Below are 20212 nucleotides of genomic sequence, written 5' to 3'. Positions count from 1 at the left end.
TTATGGTAAAAGAGTGGGCAACAGTAGTCCGTTGGCAAAACGGTAGGGCTTTATTGCGCTATGGTTCTTCGTCCGGCTGTGGTAGTTGTGGTGCTCGTAAAACCTGTGGTTCTTATGCTTTAAGCAAAATAGGGCCAAATACGGAACATGAATTAGAAATTGCGATTGAACAACCGCTAGTTGAAGGGCAAAAAATTGAAGTGGGCATCCCGGAGGGAAGTTTGATCCGTTCAGCGCTATTAGTTTACTTAACGCCTATTTTGGGGTTATTTATTTTTGCAGGCTTAGCACAGGCGTTTGATTTTGAGCAGTTCTGGATAGCGATTTCAGGTGTAATTGGTGGTATTATTGGCTTTTATATTGCGCGTAGACTAGCCTCAAATTGGCGTGATGATGAAGCTTTTCAACCTGTTATTTTACAGATAGGGCTACCTCCAAGTGAGCTTTCAGTACAAGTTAATTGCTAAATTTCAATATATTGAGTTAGAAGGTTAATTTGATATTATCAATAGAAAGGGGAAACTTAAGTTTCCCCTTTTTGTGGATTAGAGTTAATTAACAAACAAATAGTATTATGGCGAACAAAGTTATTAACCAATTTTGTCTGTTTTGAGTTAGAAATTACAATAGATTGACTATGGCTATAGAAGTGGTTGGTGTGAGTTGTATTAATGATGAATCACGACAACTAATCTATTAACCTGATGCAGGTTTACAGTTGTTTTACATTGAATCTTTGTGTTAGCGGGTTCTTATATGTAAAATGCAGCTAATTAACAATCTTGTGATAATCATAGCATTTTAGTTTTGCTGCAATATTTGCACAAAGCTGATTTTGTAAGGCAATTTAAAAGAAGATATTACCTTGAAAATCAATAATATAAGAAATTTTTCCATCATTGCACATATCGACCATGGCAAGTCGACCTTGTCAGACCGCATCATTCAAATTTGTGGTGGCTTAACTGACCGCGAAATGGCGGCACAAGTTTTAGACTCGATGGACTTAGAGCGTGAGCGTGGGATCACTATTAAAGCACAGAGCGTAACGCTTGATTACAAAGCTTCAGATGGTGAAACTTACCAATTAAACTTCATTGACACACCGGGTCATGTTGACTTCTCTTATGAAGTGTCTCGTTCATTAGCTGCCTGTGAGGGGGCTTTGCTGGTGGTTGATGCAGGGCAAGGTGTTGAAGCTCAAACTTTGGCAAATTGCTATACCGCTATCGAGATGGACTTAGAAGTTGTTCCGGTCTTAAATAAAATTGATTTACCAGCTGCTGATCCTGAACGTGTTGCCGATGAAATCGAAGATATTGTCGGCCTTGACGCACATGATGCAGTTCGCTGCTCTGCAAAAACCGGTATTGGTGTTCAAGATGTGATTGAACGTCTTGTTAAAGAGATTCCACCACCTGTTGGTGATGCAGATGCTCCGTTACAAGCACTGATTATTGACTCTTGGTTTGATAACTATTTAGGCGTGGTTTCTTTGATCCGTATTAAGAGCGGAACATTGAGAAAAGGCGATAAAATTAAAGTTATGAGCACAGGGCAAGTGTATAACGCAGACCGCCTTGGGATTTTCACACCGAAGCAAATCGACCGCGATGTATTAAGTTGCGGTGAAGTGGGCTGGTTAGTTTGTGCGATTAAAGATATCACTGGCGCCCCAGTTGGGGATACATTAACTGGGGCTCGCAACCCGGCAGATAAAGCGTTACCAGGGTTTAAAAAAGTTAAACCACAGGTATATGCAGGCTTATTCCCCGTCAGTTCTGATGACTATGAATCATTCCGTGATGCATTAGGTAAATTAAGTCTAAATGACGCATCTTTATTTTATGAACCAGAAACTTCGACTGCGTTAGGCTTCGGCTTCCGTTGTGGTTTCCTTGGTTTATTGCATATGGAAATCATTCAAGAACGTTTAGAACGTGAATATGATCTTGATTTGATTACCACTGCACCGACTGTCGTGTATGAAGTGCAGCAAACTAACGGTGATATCGTGTATGTCGATAGCCCATCTAAGCTACCGGCATTGAACAATATTGAAGAATTACGTGAACCAATCGCAGAGTGTCACATGCTGATGCCTAAAGAATATTTGGGTAACGTTATTACACTTTGTATTGAGAAACGTGGCGTTCAGACCAATATGGTCTATCATGGTAATCAAGTATCGCTGACTTATGAAATCCCAATGGCAGAAGTAGTATTGGATTTCTTCGATCGCTTAAAATCAACGTCTCGCGGCTATGCATCTTTAGATTATGCATTTAAACGCTTCCAAGCATCAGATATGGTGCGTGTCGATGTTCTTATTAATAATGAACGTGTTGATGCTTTGGCCTTGATCACACACCGTGCGAATTCTCAATATCGCGGTCGTGAACTGGTCGAAAAAATGAAAGAGCTAATCCCGCGTCAGCAGTTCGATATTGCGATTCAAGCAGCGATTGGTAACCATATTATTGCTCGTTCTACAGTTAAACAATTGCGTAAAAACGTACTTGCCAAGTGTTATGGTGGTGACGTTAGCCGTAAGAAAAAACTGTTGCAGAAGCAAAAGGATGGTAAGAAACGTATGAAGCAAGTTGGTAACGTTGAGCTACCACAAGAAGCGTTTCTTGCTATATTGCATGTTGGTAAAGACTAAGTTTACAAGGAGCCTCAATGGCTAACACCTTTGCCTTGATCCTAACACTGGCAACATTAATCACAGGGATTATATGGTGTTTAGACAAGTTTAAATTTGCACCTGCGCGTAAAGCAAAACTCAAGCAGTTACAGGATGCAACGAATGGCGCCGTGAGTGAAGCGGATGTGGCAAATGCTGTCCGGCGCCCATCGTGGCTTGAAACAGGGTCGTCTATTTTCCCTGTGTTGGCGATTGTACTGATTGTGCGTTCATTTATTTATGAGCCATTTCAAATACCTTCAGGGTCAATGATGCCAACGTTGTTAGTTGGTGATTTTATGTTGGTTGAGAAATTTGCTTATGGTTTAAAAGACCCAATTACACAAACGACGTTAATCGAAACGGGTAAACCGAAACGTGGCGATATCGCAGTTTTTAAATACCCAAGAGATCCTAATGTTGATTTTGTAAAACGAGTTATTGGAATGCCGGGTGATAAAATTATTTATAACCCAGATGCAAAGGAATTAACAATTTACCCGAATTGTGCAGATAACAAATGTACAGAGACCTTACCTATTGTTTATGGTCCTCTGGCGCCGAGTGAATGGACCATGTTCCTTGATATCGGTTCTGTTGTTGATAACCAAAAGGGGAATTATGAAATTCCATTAGACCAACCTCTACCAAGGAATGCGTTACGCCAGTATGAGCGTAGTGAAAAATTGGATACGGTTGAGCATCAAATTTTAATTATTCGTCAAGCAATTACTGAAGCTAAATATCTGCAACCAGGTATGCCGAAGAACGAATGGATTGTTCCTGAAAAGCACTACTTTATGATGGGTGACAACAGAGATAATAGCTCTGACAGTCGTATGTGGGGCTTTGTACCAGAAGAAAATTTAGTCGGTCGCGCAGTATTTATTTGGTTAAGTCTTGATAAACAAGAAAATGAATGGCCGACAGGTATTCGCTTTAGCCGAATTGGTCCACTATAATTTGAATAGTGGGTCTAGCCAAATGTTGGAAATGCGGGTTTTCATTTGAAAATCCGCATTAACCGAAGCATTATTGTTTTACCCAGTGTACAATATAGATTAATTAATATTATTGGCTCCCCAATTATTGACTCTCCTATTTTAACTTATTGTAACTAATGAATTTTTATAATTAGTTCCACTGAACTGTAAAATATATGGAAGCATAAGGAGTCAGTGCAAACGCAACAGTTTTGTAAAATGGTGAATTTTACAGGTCTGTTGCGTGTGCTTTTTTATCAAATAAAAAATGGTTGGGCGCACATGAACCCCTCTTTATTAGAAAAATTACAGCGTAAGCTTGGTTATCAATTCAAACAGAACGAGTTATTAATCCAAGCATTGACACATAGAAGTGCAAGTAGCAAACATAATGAGCGTCTAGAGTTTTTAGGTGACTCAATTTTGAGTTTTGTGATTGCAAATGACTTATACCACCGCTTTCCAAAAGTGGACGAGGGTGATATGAGTCGTATGCGAGCAACGCTTGTACGCGGAAATACATTAGCAGAAATCGCACGTGAATTTGAACTCGGTGAGTGTTTACGTTTAGGGCCGGGGGAATTAAAAAGCGGTGGTTTTCGTCGCGAATCTATCCTTGCTGATACTGTTGAAGCACTGATCGGTGGTATTTTTTTAGATAGTGATATCCAAACGATCGAAAGAATTATTTTAGATTGGTATCAAAGTAGACTGGTTGAGATCAGTCCGGGTGATAAGCAAAAAGACCCGAAAACAAGGTTACAAGAATATCTGCAAGGGCGCCATTTACCACTACCTAATTATTTGGTTGTTCAGGTTAAAGGTGAAGCTCACGATCAAGAATTTACGATCCACTGCCAAGTTAGTGGTATTGACCAACCGATTAATGGTGTTGGCTCAAGCCGTCGTAAAGCAGAGCAAGCAGCAGCAGAGCAAGCATTGAAAATTTTGGAGCTTGAATGAGTGAATTACAATCCCACTGTGGTTTTGTTGCCATAGTTGGACGGCCAAATGTCGGTAAATCGACATTATTGAATCAATTACTGGGGCAAAAAGTTTCGATTACTTCGAGAAAGCCACAGACGACTCGCCATCGTATTATGGGGATCCATACAGAAGATAATTACCAAATTATTTATGTTGATACCCCAGGACTTCATATTGAAGAAAAACGTGCAATTAACCGTTTAATGAACCGGGCTGCATCCAGTTCAATTGGTGATGTTGAGTTAGTTATTTTTGTCGTTGAAGGGACTAATTGGACCGCTGATGATGAAATGGTATTGACTAAATTATCTAGCTTACGTTGCCCTGTTATATTAGCAATTAACAAAATTGATAATGTGACTGATAAAACGATACTATTGCCTCATATTAGTATGATCAGTCAGAAAATGAATTTTTTAGATGTTGTTCCGATTAGTGCTGAAAAAGGTACTGGTGTGGATACAATTGCTAAAATTGTTAAACAGCATATCCCTGAAGCAGTACACCATTTTCCGGAAGATTACATTACTGACCGTTCTCAGCGTTTTATGGCATCTGAGATTATCCGTGAAAAGCTCATGCGTTTCTTAGGTGATGAGCTACCATATTCGGTGACGGTTGAAATTGAACAATTTAAGGTAACAGAAGCGGGTATTTACCATATCAATGGCTTGATTCTTGTTGAGCGTGAAGGCCAAAAGAAAATGGTTATTGGTAACAAAGGTAGCAAACTGAAAACCATCGGTACCGAAGCGCGTATCGATATGGAAAGAATGTTTGATAACAAGGTGCACCTTGAGCTTTGGGTTAAAGTTAAATCAGGCTGGGCTGATGACGAAAGAGCATTACGTAGCCTGGGTTATGTTGACGACCTAAAATAGTAGGTGGCAAAGTGAGTGGTTGGCAGCGTGCGTTTGTACTCCATTCAAGGCCTTACAGTGAGACGAGTTTATTACTCGATTTTTTTACTGAAGGCGAAGGAAAAATACGTTTACTTGCAAAAGGCGCTCGCCGTAATCGCTCACCATTAAGGGGCTGCTTACAGCCCTTCACACCTTTGCTAATCCGCTGGGGAGGCAAAGGTGAAATCAAAACCTTAATTAGTGCAGACCCGGTTTCTTTAGCCCTCCCTTTAACAGGAACCGTTCTATATAGCGGTTTATATCTTAATGAATTAACCGCGCGTGTATTAGAATTTGGTACACCATATTCTGCACTATTTTTTGATTATCTCTCCTGTTTACAAATTCTTGCTGCGAGTGAGCACACTCCTGAATTTGCCTTGCGTCGCTTTGAGCTAGCCTTGCTTTCTTACCTTGGTTATGGTGTTGATTTTTTACATTGTGCTGGTAGCGGGGAGCCCGTTTCTGACACAATGACTTACCGGTATAGAGAAGAAAAAGGATTTATTGGTAGTTTGGTTGTTGACCAGCTTAGTTTTACGGGTAAACAACTTAAAGCACTGGCAAGTCGCGAATTTCCTGATGCAGATACGCTTAAAGCAGCAAAACGTTTTACTCGACTTGCTTTAAAGCCTTATTTAGGTGGAAAACCTTTAAAAAGCCGAGAGTTATTTCGCCAGTTTACTTATTCGCCAGTTGTGCAGAACAAACAGAGTTGAAATTGTTTTTAATTTTATTTTTACCTAGTTTGTTATACCGCTAATACCCCTAATACCTCTATATATCCCTTTCTCATGTATCTTTTTAGCTGAACTGGCTTTATCAAACAATATATTTTTTTGTCGATATAAAATCTTACGAAGCGCTTCGCAAAAATTAAATACAACGACTGAAATAGGGTATGTATATTGGAATTTACTTCGAATGATGAGAGATTTATTCCCTCAGCACAGGAAATTACAGTAGGATAGTAGGCAGATAAGTTTATTAGCGTTTACTAATGAGGAATAAAAAATGGCAGAGCTTTTGTTAGGCGTAAATATCGACCATATTGCAACGGTTAGAAATGCAAGAGGAACTCAATATCCAGATCCTGTACAAGCTGCGTTCGTTGCTGAACAAGCGGGAGCTGATGGTATCACCATTCATTTACGTGAAGACCGCCGTCATATTACAGATAGAGATGTCACATTGCTAAATGAAACCATTCAAACTCGAATGAATCTTGAAATGGCGGTAACGGACGAAATGGTAGAGATTGCTTGTCGTATTAAGCCTGCATTCTGCTGTTTAGTACCTGAAAAACGGGAGGAAGTGACCACGGAAGGCGGTTTAGATGTCGCAGGGCAAAAACAGAAAGTTGCAGATGCTGTTAAACGCCTCACAGAAGCGGGTATTTTAGTTTCATTGTTTATTGATGCAGACCACGCACAAATTGATGCTGCGCAAGAGTGTGGTGCTCCGTTTATTGAAATCCATACAGGAGCCTATGCAGATGCTAAAACAGAACAGGAGCAAGAACTTGAGTTTCGCCGTATTCATGATGGCGTTATATATGCGGCGAGTAAAGGAATTAAAGTCAATGCAGGTCATGGCTTAACCTATCATAACGTTCAACGTATTGCTCAGTTACCTGAAATTTATGAGCTTAATATTGGTCATGCAATTATTGGTCGAGCATTGTTCAGTGGGTTAGCTCAAGCCGTTGCTGATATGAAAAAAATTCTGTTGGAAGCGCGTAAATAATGGCAATTGTAGGGTTAGGTACAGATATTGTGGAAATTGCTCGTATTGAGTCTATGATTGAACGTACAGGTGACAGCCTTGCTAAACGCATTTTAACGGAGGCTGAGTTAGTCCAGTACCAACAACAATCAAAGCCAGCTCGCTTTTTAGCAAAACGCTTTGCAGTTAAAGAAGCTGCAGCAAAAGCACTAGGTACGGGAATTCGCAATGGTCTAGCGTTTAATCAATTTGAAGTCACTAATGACAAGCTTGGGAAACCCTTATTGAGCTTAAGTGATGAGGCATTAACGTTGGCTAACTGCATACATGCAACACACTTTCATGTTTCGATTACCGATGAGCGGCATTATGCGGTAGCTACTGTGATAATTGAAAGTATTATGAAGAATTAAAGTCTTTCTCAGTAGTAGAAAAATATAGGTTATTTATTGCTTGTTTGATTAGCCAATAAATAACCTATTAAAATAAAAGATATATTATCTGAAAATAGAATACAATACTTATTTTAAGTTAAATATCTATGGTTAACGCTATGAAATAAAATGGCCATTCAATCAGTTAATAAAGAATTGACTGGCTAATAATACATCGCTTTGTAATTAGTTTAATTAAAAACTATTTTCCATGGTGAAATTATATTATTCTCTTACAAATTTTCTAATTTCCCACTCTAAAGTTCGCTGAGATTGTTCATAAAAGAAGAAAAATCCATTTTCAGCATAAATTGCTGTTCCTTGTTTAGAGTTTCTTTTATAGTCAAGGGAGTCAAATAGTTTTATAGAACCATTTGCATAAATAGTAAATATATCTAATTTAGACTCAGTGGTGTTTGTACATATAAGGAATTGTTTGTTTTGATTTGGTTCATAAACAACTTGGAGGTCATCATGGAAAGTATCTAACACTCCATCTTGTACAAAATTTTTAAGATCTATTTTTCCATCTTTTGTTATTTCATAAATAACAAAAGACTTGTTCTTAGCTATACCAATAAAGTAATTATAGTCTTTTACAGTATAAACTAAACTTGTGCTGTAATAATTATTAAATTTACTTTTTTGAACGCTTTCACTTGATTTGGTCATAATATCCCTCTTTGAAAATTGGTAAATGCGAGAGGTTAATGTATCAGAAAATATTTATTGTAATAGTAATAAATATTATCAGAATATAATATTTATTAATCTTTGGTAATAAATTGTATAAGCGAAAACTTATATAAGCTTAAACTGATAAGAATTCATCATAGGAAGTAAGCTACTACTAAATATTATTATGTTTATTTTTTATAATGATGAATTCTTAAAGTAATCATAGAGGTTTAAATTTTGTCTGCGTGGTGGATCATAACAAATTTATCCCATAGCTGATCTTGGCTTTCGATATGATTGGGATCAATAATGATAGTATTGTTTATGGGACATACTGATTGGCAGGTAGGCTTATCGTAGTGCCCTACACATTCAGTGCATAGGTTTGAGTCAATCTCATAAATTTCGTCACCCATAAAAATTGCATCATTTGGGCATTCAGGTTCACACATATCACAATTGATACAGCGTTTTGTAATTAATAAAGACATATCAGTGACTTATACTCGACTAAGTTAAAAAATAGTAACTTATACCTTGCACCTATTCGTTACTTCTATTCAATTCTTGTGTTTTTGTGCAACCATTTTACATTGAAAAGCTTGAAAAAGTAATACTAAATTACAATACTTATTTTTCATATTATTTAAATGTAATTTTTTTTAAGTTCATTGTTATGCAGAATGGCTACTTTCTTCTGAAAAATAGGAATATTCAAATCAAATGGTTTTGTTAATGGAATGTAAGTGAATTATTTGGTTTTATTAGTGTTTTTTATTGCTGTTTGGTTATGGATTTAGTATTAGCTAAAAATGAATTATATTTTAATAGGAAATGCATGATTTAAAAAAATTGAAAAGGAAGTTGTTTTTAATTAAAAAATCTTAATGTTAAAATATTATTTATTTATTTATTTATTTATTTATTTATTTATTTATTTATTTATTTATTTGTTAATCAATGATAAAGGGATTTTTTTAGAATTTTATGGGGAGTATGTTTAATTATTATCAATAATGGCCTTATACTTGACCCTTATGTATTTTGAATTTTAACTGAAGTATAATTCGGTGTTATTATTCCTCTATTGAATAGCTATGGATTTTCTAGTTTTTATTTTTTCTGCTTGGCTATATATATGAATAAGACCATTAGCGATATAAAGCGTTGCTGATTGAATTGTATCTCAAACGTTGAAGTTATCAACATAGATCGGCTGTATACCTGCTTTATCATCTATTTGGTACAATTCGACAATTTTTTCATTTAAATTATAACCATATAAATATTGTTTATTTTTTGCTGAATCATAGAATGCTTGAATATTACTAAGGTAGGACCTCAGTTTTCCTTTTTGTACTGGTGCATTTGGGGCAACTTTACCATTATCTGCCATAGAGTATACAACGTAAGTTTTATCTTTTGAGTGCCCTAAAAAATAATTACGTTTAGCGGCACTAAAGGTCATCTTTGTTGGATAGAAATCTTCGAATGCTCCATTTTATACTAATGTTCTAATAATAAGCATATATTTATTCCTTCCGTTGTTAATAATGAATAAGCCTAGTAATCATAAATAAGTTTGATTTAAAATAATCTTTATTATCAGTTCATTTCATATATCTAATTAATTGAATAAATATTCACAAAGAGTGAAAGTTATGATAAAAATAATAAAAAAGATAAAGGGTCAAAAATATGTTCGAAAATCTTGGCGTTCTTAACTTCTGGACTTATTTGGCAGGGTTAGTTTTAATCATTATTGTACCAGGACCTAACTCATTATATGTATTAAAAACAAGTACATCGAGTGGCACTCGGTTTGGTTATCGGGCTGCTCTAGGGGTATTTACTGGAGATGCAATATTAATTTTCCTGTCATTTATCGGTGTCGCTTCAGTGATTAAAGCATCCCCGACATTATTTATGATAGTTCGCTATTTAGGTGCGGCTTATCTACTATATTTAGGCGGTAAGATTTTATATAGCACATTTATGTATAAAAAATCGCAGCCAAACGGTATTGATGCTATCCCAATTAAAACAGAAAAACACTTTACTCGCGCTCTAGTGCTGAGCTTAACAAACCCGAAAGCAATTTTATTTTATATTTCTTTCTTTATACAATTTGTTGACTTTAATTACTCACATGCATGGGTACCTTACCTTGTACTTGCGACGATTTTAGAATTAGTGAGTTTTTTATACCTGAGCTTATTGATTTTTAGTGGCTATTTGATTGCGCGTTTTTTGCGTGAAAAGCAACTCCTTGCAAAGCTTGGAAATTGTACGGTAGGCGCTTTCTTTATGGGGTTTGCAGCTAAATTAGCGATTTTTAGCAATTAAAATTAGGTTGCTATTACAGAGACAAAAGCATTTTAATTGCGGTCATTCTAACATTTGAGGATAATCGCGTGTAAAACGCATTGACCAGAGGTAAGAGTGACGCAAATTGAAATTGATGAGTATTGGATGCAACAAGCTATTGAACTTGCGCTAAAAGCACAAGATCTTGGCGAAATTCCTGTTGGTGCGGTCTTAGTTAAAGACAATCGTTTAATTGCTTCAGGCTGGAATCGTTCGATTATTGACCATAATCCAACAGCACATGCTGAAATTATGGCTCTGCAACAAGCAGGGCAAGTGCTGTCAAATTATCGGTTATTGGATACCACATTATATGTAACGTTAGAGCCTTGCATTATGTGTGCAGGCGCAATGATCCACAGCCGTATTAATCGTGTCGTTTATGGTGCTAAGGATTTTAAAACTGGCGCTTGTGGTTCCTACCTAGATATTATGGGGCAAGCCGGGCTAAACCATTATGTGGATGTGACTGGTGGTGTTCTAGAAGAGCAATGTTCTTCAATGCTGAGTGCTTTTTTTAAATTGCGTAGAGCGCAAAAAAAAGAACAAAAGCGCTAACACAGTAAAATTTAGCGCACTTATTTTATTTCAGCATGATTTATAGCGAGTTTTTAGGTGCTTCTGGTGGCGAGATAGGTGTTTCATTATCGGTCTCATCGGTATTTTGTGATGGGTGTAATGAAAGTAAATATTTTCCTAATGGCAGCCTTTTTTCATCAAGAGTTTTAGATGGCCGCGCCGCAGAACTCATTTTCCCTAAATTCGTCATACTAACTTTTTCAGAAATAGGGGACTGATTTTGCATAGCTTGAGATTCAGTAGTGCTATGGTTCTCAGGAGAAATCAAATAAATAAGTGACTTCTGGGCAATATCAAGAGCATGCTGTTTTCTTTCTTGGCTTTGTAAGTAACCCACTAAACTTTGATGATAACGACGAATATTCTCAACGTAACGATAAGCTTCGTGGCCACGTGCATAACCATAAGTGAGTTGTGAGTAATATTTTTTCTGCGTCAATAAAGGTAAACGGGCTTTTACATCTAACCACCGGTTAGGGTCTCCGCCTAACATTTCAGTTAATTTACGGACATCCTGCATATGCCCATACCCCATATTATAGGCGGAAAGGGCAAACCAGATACGGTCATCCTCTTCGATGGTTTCAGGTAAACGCTCCATAATATAAGCAATATAAGCGGCGCCGCCCTTTATGCTTTCTTCCGGGTCTAACCTATCCGCAATACCCATTGTTGTTGCGGTTGGCTTTGTTAGCATCATTAGCCCGCGTACCCCCGTAGGTGAGGTCGCTAAAGGATCCCAATGGGACTCTTGCCATGCAATAGCCGCTAATAATTTCCAGTCAATTACCTGAGCATATTTTTCAAATAGAGGTTGATACTCGGGGAGTTTATTATCAATGGCTTTAATAAATGCCATTGTGTCGAAATAATCGAAAGACTCTACATGGCTGAAATATTTTTCATTAAGACGTGCAAGTAATTCGCTTTCATGGCTGATGTTGAAGAAATCAAGCAACGCAGCATCTAAACTGTTTTCTTTACTACGACGCATATACCAAGTAACAGCATGATCATCCAATAAATCAAAAGCAACCGCTAATTGCGGGTGAATACGTTGCTGTAGTGCAACGGCAATAGAGTCTTCTAATGTGTAGTCAACCTCACCATCGGCAACCATTTCAAGGATTTGACTGGTATTGTATTTTGAGGTTTCTTCCCACTTTAGGTTCGGGTATTCCTTGGCGAGTTCCTTCAAGGTACTTGCATGCGCCGTACCCGCTGTTACCAATAATTTACCCGTTATTTCATTGAAGTTTTTGGGGCGATTTGTTCCTTTGCGATAGACAAGTTGTTGAGTGACATTAAGATAACTTGGACCAGTTTTTGTTTTGGCTAAACGGTCTTTGTTATACAGTAAACCCGCAACCGCGATATCGGCATCGCCATTTTCAAGGTCATCAAATATTTGCTCGAATGTTGGGCGGATGGTTATCTTGAGTTTAACGCCTAAGTATGAGGCAAAGCCTTGAGCCAGCTCGTAGTCGAACCCACGCAGCTGTTTCTGCTCATCAATATAGATAAGTGGCGAGCTAACGGCACTAATACGTAATTCACCTTGAGAAATAATTTTATTAATTTGTGAATTCTGCGTATTGGGCCAGCGGACGTTAAAACCGATGACCATAGTTGCTAGTAGCGCGATGACCACGATAATTAAATAGTTAACTTTTAAGTTATTCAAATAATAGTTTCTCGTGCATTGACTGGTGCTGTATGTCCATAAAAGAGTATGGCTAAGTAATGGTTATAATTCCAGTAGTCGGCTATTTTGCTCAACATTTAGGAACGGTGCAACCTATATTATCGTATTTAGCACAGAATAATATTTAACTAATCGCTTTATTTTTAATCACGCAAACGGTTTCGTATTGATGAACATTGCTCTATAATGTGTTCCGGTTTCCCTGCTTTCATGTTCAGGGCTGGCGTTTAAAAGAGAGAAATTAAGACGATGGAAATTTTGCGTGGTTCACCTGCTCTATCAGCATTTCGTATTACCCGCCTTTTGGCGCTGTTTGCAGAAAAACAGCTTCCTGTCACGGATATCTATGCTGAGTATATGCACTTTGCTGAATTATCAGCGCCGTTGAGTGATAGTGAGCAAGGCAAACTGAGCAGTTTGTTAAAGTATGGTCCTTCTCTGGCTGAGCACGAGCCATTCGGTAAGCTTATTTTAGTCACTCCTCGTCCGGGAACTATCTCTCCGTGGTCTTCAAAAGCCACCGATATTGCACATAACTGTGGTCTTCGCCAAGTAAAGCGTATCGAACGCGGGATTGCTTATTATGTTCAAGGTGATGCATTGACCCAAGAACAGTGGCATGAAGTGATCGCTATTTTGCATGATCGCATGATGGAAAGCATTTTTTCTTCTTTTGAACAAGCGAGTGCACTGTTTGTGCAGCAACAGCCAGCACCAATGAAGTCCATTGATGTGATTACGAGTGGCCGCCTTGCATTGGAAACAGCAAACAGGGAAATGGGGCTCGCGTTAGCCGATGACGAAATTGATTACCTGTTAGAGGCATTTACTGGGTTAAAACGTAATCCAACGGATGTTGAGCTCTATATGTTTGCGCAAGCAAACTCAGAACATTGCCGCCATAAAATCTTTAATGCAGACTGGGTAATTGATGGTGAAAAACAGCCTAAATCACTGTTTAAAATGATTAAAAATACGTTTGAAAAAACACCTGACCATGTTTTATCTGCTTATAAAGATAATGCCGCCGTTATGGAAGGTTCGTCTGTTGGCCGCTTTTTTCCTGAACCTGAAGGACGTACATACCGCTACCACCAAGAAGATGCTCATATCTTAATGAAGGTGGAAACTCATAACCACCCAACAGCGATTTCACCATGGCCGGGAGCAGCAACAGGCTCTGGCGGTGAAATTCGTGATGAAGGCGCAACAGGGCGCGGCGCGAAGCCAAAAGCTGGTTTAGTCGGTTTTTCTGTTTCTAACTTACGCATTCCCGGTTTTGAACAGCCTTGGGAAGAAGATTTTGGTAAACCAGAGCGCATTGTGACGGCTTTGGATATTATGATGGAAGGGCCATTAGGTGGGGCGGCATTCAATAATGAATTTGGTCGTCCTGCGCTATTAGGTTATTTCAGAACGTATGAAGAAAAAGTTAACAGCCACAATGGTGAAGAATTACGTGGTTACCATAAGCCTATTATGTTAGCGGGTGGTATCGGAAACATCCGTGCAGATCACGTACAAAAAGGCGATATTACGGTTGGTGCAAAACTGATTGTACTCGGTGGCCCTTCAATGAACATTGGGTTAGGTGGCGGGGCTGCATCATCAATGGCATCAGGCCAATCAGACGCAGATCTCGATTTTGCTTCGGTACAACGTGATAACGCCGAAATGGAACGCCGTTGCCAAGAAGTTATCGACCGTTGCTGGCAGCTTGGTGATGATAACCCTATCTTATTTATCCACGATGTGGGCGCAGGTGGTTTATCGAATGCCATGCCTGAGCTGGTGAGTGATGGTGGCCGCGGTGGACGTTTTGAGTTACGTAAAATTCTTAATGATGAACCGGGCATGAGCCCGCTAGAAGTTTGGTGTAATGAGTCTCAAGAGCGCTATGTGATGGCAGTTTCACCTGAGCAGCTTTCTGTCTTTACGGCAATTTGTGAACGTGAACGTGCGCCATTTGCCGTGATTGGGGAGGCGACTGAAGAGCGTCATTTAACACTGAATGATGAACACTTTTCTAACCAACCTATAGATATGCCTTTGGATGTTTTACTGGGTAAAACACCAAAAATGCTGCGTGATGTAACAACATTAAAGGCAGAGCCCGATTCATTAGATAGAACAGCGATTAATTTAAATGAAGCGGTGAAGCGTGTTCTACATTTGCCTGCAGTAGCTGAAAAAACATTCTTAATCACCATTGGTGACCGCACAGTGACGGGTATGGTGGCGCGTGATCAGATGGTTGGCCCATGGCAAATTCCTGTTGCTGACTGCGCGGTAACCACTGCTAGCTTAGATAGCTACTATGGGGAATCCATGTCAATTGGTGAAAGAACACCAGTAGCATTGGTGGACTTTGCTGCATCAGCACGAATGGCAGTTGGGGAAGCATTAACTAATATCGCATGTTCTTATGTGCAAGATTTAAAACGCGTTAAATTGTCGGCTAACTGGATGGCAGCAGCTGGGCACCCTGGTGAAGATGCAGGTCTATATGAAGCGGTTAAAGCGGTAGGAGAAGAACTGTGCCCTGCGTTAGGTTTAACTATCCCAGTTGGTAAAGACTCCATGTCAATGAAAACGCGTTGGCAGCAAGATGGCGAAGAACGCGAAATGACCTCGCCACTTTCTTTGGTGATTAGTGCATTTGGTCGTGTTGAAGATGTTCGCTTGACAGTGACACCTGAATTAAAAGTAACTAATGATAATGCCTTGTTATTAATTGACCTTGGGCAAGGCAATAATGCGCTGGGCGGCTCTGCGCTCGCACAGGTATATCGTCAGTTAGGTAATAAAGCCCCTGATGTACGCAGTCCTGAAGTATTACTTGGCTTCTTTAATACAATTCAGAAGTTGTTATCAGAGCAAAAACTTCTAGCCTACCATGACCGTTCAGATGGTGGTTTATTCGTCACTTTAGTAGAAATGGCTTTTGCGGGTCATTGCGGTATTAATGTTGATATCAGCTCTTTTGATGAAGACACGCTTGCGGCGTTATTTAACGAAGAGCTAGGAGCAGTCATTCAAATTAATGAAGCCGATAGAGCGTATGTAGCAGAATGTTTTGAACAAGCAGGGCTGGCAGGTTGCGTTCATTATTTAGGTTCTGCAATACATGATGATGCCGTGATTATTAATAGCCGAGATACGGTTGTATATCGTGAATCTCGTAGTTTATTGCGTCAATGGTGGGCTGAAACTACTTGGCAAATGCAACGCTTGCGTGATAACGAAGTGTGTGCAGACGAAGAGCATGCGATGAAGCAGGATAACCAGGACCCTGGTTTGAATGTGAAACTGACGTATGACATTGAAGAAGACATCGCAGCGCCGTTTATTTTGTCAGGCGTGCGCCCTAAAGTGGCTGTTTTACGCGAACAAGGCGTGAACTCGCATGTGGAAATGGCCGCCGCTTTTGACCGTGCTGGTTTTGATGCGGTTGATGTGCACATGAGTGATTTACTTGCAGGTAACTTGTCTTTGGAACAATTCCAAACATTGGTGGCTTGTGGTGGTTTCTCTTATGGGGACGTATTAGGTGCGGGTGAAGGTTGGGCAAAATCTATTTTATTCAATAATAAAGTTCGTGATGAATTTGCTACGTTCTTTAACCGCCCAGATACCTTATCTCTTGGGGTGTGTAATGGTTGCCAGATGATGTCGAACTTACATGAGCTGATCCCAGGTGCGGAATTCTGGCCTCGCTTTGTACGTAACCGTTCAGAACGTTTTGAAGCGCGCTTTAGTTTAGTAGAAATTGCGAATAGCCCATCGTTATTACTGCAAGATATGGCAGGCTCTCGTATGCCTATTGCCGTTTCTCATGGTGAAGGGCAAGTGGAAACACGTGCAGCGGCACATTTACAGCAATTAGAAGATAACGGGCTGGTGGCGATGCGTTTCGTGAATAACTATGGCCAAGTGACAGAGGAATATCCAGCTAACCCGAACGGGTCAGTTAATGGAATTACTTCTGTAACCTCGAAAGACGGCCGTGCAACGATTATGATGCCGCATCCTGAGCGTGTTTTCCGTACGGTAAGCAATTCATGGCACCCTGAAAATTGGGGAGAGGACAGCCCATGGATGCGGATTTTCCGTAATGCACGTAAGCAATTAGGCTAATAAGTATTTTAATAAATTAGTCGCTGGGCTAATTTGAATACAAGCACTCTATCGTCAGGGATAAAACTAAAGCGATAGAGTGCTTTTTTATTATGTTATTTTTACAAATTATCATTTGTTTTTACTTTAGCTATATTTGAATGGATATGAATAATGCGAGTTTGTTTTTATTATTTAAATGTTAATTAATTTTAAATTTGTTTTATGAATAATTTTATTGATATATCAGATTAACTTCTTAATTAAAAGATAAATTAAATGTTAAATTATTAAATGTTAAATGCTACTAAGTCAATGAATGGCTCAGCAGTTTATATTCAAATGAATTTTGATAGGAGTTAATATGGATGCGATAAGTAAATTGAAGGAAATTATTGATTTTGAAAAGATAGTTGTAGATTCTAATTATCTTAATAAAGGACCAATATATATTAACTTAATGAAGAGAAATCTTAATTTAGGTGAAGCTAAAGGGCATGAAGTCAAATTGGAACATACTAATAATGTGTTTTTTTCAGGGGGAATAGAATCCAATTTATTTATAAAAGGGAATAAAAACAATAATATTTTAGATGCGGGTGTAATGAAAGCTTCTATTAATGGATATGGTGGGAACGATCATCTTATTTTTAGGTCGGGTGTTGCGAGAGGTGGGGATGGTGATGATAATTATTATTTACGCCGTTTTCAATGGAAGAATGTTAAAAATAAAAGTATAACTAAATTAAATGCGAGAATTGTTGAGAATACAAAAGGTCAGAGTGATGTTCACTTAGGGTATACTTTAAAGGAAATAGTTAACGTAAAATGCATAGGTAATGATCTAGTATTAACAATAAAGGCAAAATCGCCATATAAAATCTCAGATGTTTTAGTACTAAATATTACATTAAAAAATGCTTATCAAGATACTTTAAATGGAAAAGAACTAAAACATCATTACCAGCTCTATACACATGATGGATTTTGTTTAAATCCGATTTTAAATAACAATAGTGATAAGAAAAATTCGGAAAAATTTTATGAGATTACCTATCTTCAAGATAATGATTATCTTAAGAGAAGTGATGAAATTGATAAAGTCAAAATTAATCAAGAAAAGCAAAATATAATTATTAATAATCATGGGTATTTTTCTCCTTCATGGGGTAATTTCAATTTTAATGGAAATATTAAAAACCTAACTTATACAGGTAGTGACCATAATGACCATTTAGTTATGGTTAATAGGAATAGTTATATTATTGCTACAAAAGGGAAAGATATTTATCAACTAAAACCCAGTGATCTTATTCAATCAGAATTGACTATTAATCTGGGTAATTTGGAGGGAAGGAATGCTCGTGATAGTAGCATTATTATAAAGTTACCTGATGAATATGGAGATCAGTTACATACAGATGGTCAATCAATATATTTTACCAATATGTTTAATGATAGAAAACTGGATATCAAATTTGTCGGTTATGAAAATAAGGACTTTCAGCATATATATATTAAGGATGCAAATGATAATTTAATTAAGATTAATTTAAATAGTGAAGGGCATGAAATAGTAACTAAAAAGACAACCGGTTTATTTACTGAACAATCGGATATATTCTATCTTAGAAGAGGTGAATCCTATCAAGGTGCTATTATTGATGCACTAGATGGGGATGATGAAATTAATAATTATAGTGAGAAAGGTGTGATTGCTAATGGCGGTAATGGTAACGACAAACTGATAGCCTATAAGGGAATGAATGTTTTATATGGTGGGCAGGGGAATGATGTAGTTAATGGCGGTAAGCAAGGGGATTTATTACTTTCTGATTTAGGTAATGATATTTTAAATGGCAATCATGGTAATGACCACTATATTGTTGATGGTTCCAAAGGTACTGGAACAACAATTATTGATGATACCAATGGTATTAATGATATCCACTTAATGTATTTTAATAAAAAATATAAAGAAGTAGAAGAAAATGGAATGAAGTATCAGGTGGTTAAGTCAATTTCAACATTACGTGAGGTGAAAATAAAGATAATATCGTCTAACGAAATAAATAGAAATCACATTCACCATTATGACAAACTTCCTGATAATATTCCTAACGATGTTAAAGAAAGTATGAGCCATATGGTAAGGTATCTAGCTGAGCACAAGCAGTACTGGAAAAGAGAACATCCATTATTACCATGGCAGCCGATGCTTGCTTTTAAAGGTTTTTTTGAAAATACAGAGCACTCAAAAATAGATTTATCTTTACCTGAAATTAATATTGCGGAGGATTCAAATCCTTCTCAGTTAGTTATAAATTTAACAAAAAATCAATATAAAATAGCTGATGAAAGCCAACATGGACGAGTATTTAAAGCAAAGATGAATATAGGCAGTATATCTATGGCACACAATGCTGCTGGTCATAATGTTTTATATGCAGACGAAGGAAATATTGATTTATTTGGTGGTGCTGGGAATGATGTGCTTATTGCAAATGGTCATAATGGATTGTTAAGTGACAATAAAGGGGAGAATACATTTATTGTTAATGGGGAATTCACAGGGGAAAGCGTTATCCATCGCTATAGTGATAAAGACACAATACACTTAATTAGCTTTAATAAAACACCAGAAATATTAGAACCTGATAACCAAAATGAAATGGCTCGCTATGTGTTCAGTTCAGAGTCCGGTTATAAAGTTACTCTTATCCAGCACAAAAATAATCAAGCACCAGTCGTTATTCATCATAATTCCTTGCCGGGTGCCCAAAAATATACGACAGCACAAAAGCTTGATTATTTAGTGAATACTTTAGCTGAAATGCGATTACAAGATGAATATAACAGCGTTGGGACTCATGATTTTGAAAGAATAAATAGTGATTGGCAACCTACTCAGCTTGTGAACAATTTTTTGTCAAAAAGGTAAGTTTATAAAGAATAGTCTATTAATACGTTGCTTTTTTTAAACTTTATAAAAAGATTGAATAAAATTAAAAGCCCTAAAATTTTTGTTGGTTTTAGGGCTTAACTAAGAA

General features: G+C 37.7%; 16 protein-coding genes. 12 read left to right on the top strand and 4 right to left on the bottom strand.

The genetic code is table 11. From position 1 onward, the window contains the following. Positions 1–2 precede the first annotated feature (2 nt). The 8 genes from rseC (at position 3) to acpS (ending at position 7696) form a co-directional block, all read left to right on the top strand. Positions 3–467, top strand: a complete 465-nt coding sequence (rseC, locus tag PR767_RS10390; RefSeq protein ID WP_164528609.1) for a SoxR-reducing system protein RseC — start codon at positions 3–5, stop codon at positions 465–467. 404 nt (positions 468–871) lie between these two features. After that, complete coding sequence (lepA, locus tag PR767_RS10385; protein ID WP_042851876.1) at positions 872–2665, top strand: translation elongation factor 4; 1794 nt, start codon at positions 872–874, stop codon at positions 2663–2665. 17 nt (positions 2666–2682) lie between these two features. After that, complete coding sequence (gene lepB, locus PR767_RS10380; protein WP_004912796.1) at positions 2683–3648, top strand: signal peptidase I; 966 nt, start codon at positions 2683–2685, stop codon at positions 3646–3648. A gap of 303 nt (positions 3649–3951) precedes the next feature. Further along, positions 3952–4632, top strand: coding sequence for a ribonuclease III (gene rnc, locus PR767_RS10375; RefSeq protein ID WP_004912793.1), 681 nt, complete (start codon positions 3952–3954; stop codon positions 4630–4632). Continuing rightward, positions 4629–5537: a GTPase Era gene (gene era / locus PR767_RS10370; protein ID WP_004912791.1), complete on the top strand. Its 909-nt coding sequence runs from the start codon at positions 4629–4631 to the stop codon at positions 5535–5537. Before rnc ends, era begins: the two co-directional genes overlap by 4 nt. An 11-nt stretch (positions 5538–5548) precedes the next feature. Next, the gene (gene recO / locus PR767_RS10365) at positions 5549–6277 is read left to right on the top strand and encodes a DNA repair protein RecO (RefSeq protein WP_004912788.1); all 729 of its coding nucleotides are present in this window, start codon (positions 5549–5551) and stop codon (positions 6275–6277) included. 295 nt (positions 6278–6572) lie between these two features. Continuing rightward, positions 6573–7304 carry a pyridoxine 5'-phosphate synthase gene (gene pdxJ / locus PR767_RS10360; RefSeq protein ID WP_004912787.1) on the top strand — a complete coding sequence of 244 codons (732 nt, stop codon included), beginning with the start codon at positions 6573–6575 and terminating at the stop codon, positions 7302–7304. After that, entirely contained in the window at positions 7304–7696 is a 393-nt protein-coding gene (acpS, locus tag PR767_RS10355; protein ID WP_123382549.1) for a holo-ACP synthase, read from the top strand. The genes pdxJ and acpS overlap by 1 nt, the downstream gene beginning before the upstream one ends. 246 nt (positions 7697–7942) lie before the next feature. Here acpS and PR767_RS10350 read toward each other — a convergent pair whose 3' ends face one another. From PR767_RS10350 to PR767_RS10340, 3 genes are all read right to left on the bottom strand, one after another. Next, complete coding sequence (locus PR767_RS10350; protein WP_004912779.1) at positions 7943–8389, bottom strand: hypothetical protein; 447 nt, start codon at positions 8387–8389, stop codon at positions 7943–7945. Positions 8390–8625: 236 nt separating this feature from the next. Then, positions 8626–8886 (bottom strand): YfhL family 4Fe-4S dicluster ferredoxin, encoded by a 261-nt coding sequence (locus PR767_RS10345; protein WP_004912777.1) that lies wholly within the window; start codon positions 8884–8886, stop codon positions 8626–8628. Between the two features lie 695 nt (positions 8887–9581). Continuing rightward, the gene (locus PR767_RS10340) at positions 9582–9791 is read right to left on the bottom strand and encodes a hypothetical protein (protein ID WP_272520265.1); all 210 of its coding nucleotides are present in this window, start codon (positions 9789–9791) and stop codon (positions 9582–9584) included. A gap of 302 nt (positions 9792–10093) precedes the next feature. Between PR767_RS10340 and leuE the strand changes: the two genes are divergently transcribed. Both leuE and tadA read left to right on the top strand, forming a co-directional pair. Continuing rightward, on the top strand, positions 10094–10741 hold the full coding sequence (gene leuE / locus PR767_RS10335) for a leucine efflux protein LeuE (protein ID WP_004912773.1): 648 nt from the start codon (positions 10094–10096) through the stop codon (positions 10739–10741). A gap of 96 nt (positions 10742–10837) precedes the next feature. Beyond that, on the top strand, positions 10838–11320 hold the full coding sequence (gene tadA / locus PR767_RS10330; protein WP_109911452.1) for a tRNA adenosine(34) deaminase TadA: 483 nt from the start codon (positions 10838–10840) through the stop codon (positions 11318–11320). A gap of 40 nt (positions 11321–11360) precedes the next feature. On the opposite strand, the gene mltF is transcribed toward tadA, so the two are convergent. Further along, positions 11361–13025: a membrane-bound lytic murein transglycosylase MltF gene (mltF, locus tag PR767_RS10325; protein ID WP_272520264.1), complete on the bottom strand. Its 1665-nt coding sequence runs from the start codon at positions 13023–13025 to the stop codon at positions 11361–11363. Between the two features lie 270 nt (positions 13026–13295). On the opposite strand from mltF, the gene purL reads away from it, so the two are divergent. Together purL and PR767_RS10315 are read left to right on the top strand one after the other, a co-directional pair. Beyond that, a complete protein-coding gene (gene purL / locus PR767_RS10320; protein ID WP_272520263.1) occupies positions 13296–17183 on the top strand; it encodes a phosphoribosylformylglycinamidine synthase in 3888 nt (1295 codons plus the stop codon). Positions 17184–17526: 343 nt separating this feature from the next. Then, on the top strand, positions 17527–20103 hold the full coding sequence (locus PR767_RS10315; protein WP_272520262.1) for a calcium-binding protein: 2577 nt from the start codon (positions 17527–17529) through the stop codon (positions 20101–20103). Positions 20104–20212: the final 109 nt, after the last annotated feature.

Source organism: Providencia sp. PROV223 (genome assembly GCF_028479245.1).
Classification (GTDB): domain Bacteria; phylum Pseudomonadota; class Gammaproteobacteria; order Enterobacterales; family Enterobacteriaceae; genus Providencia; species Providencia rettgeri.
Note: the sequence above shows the minus strand (reverse complement) of the source record. Positions and strands in the feature narration are given on the sequence as shown.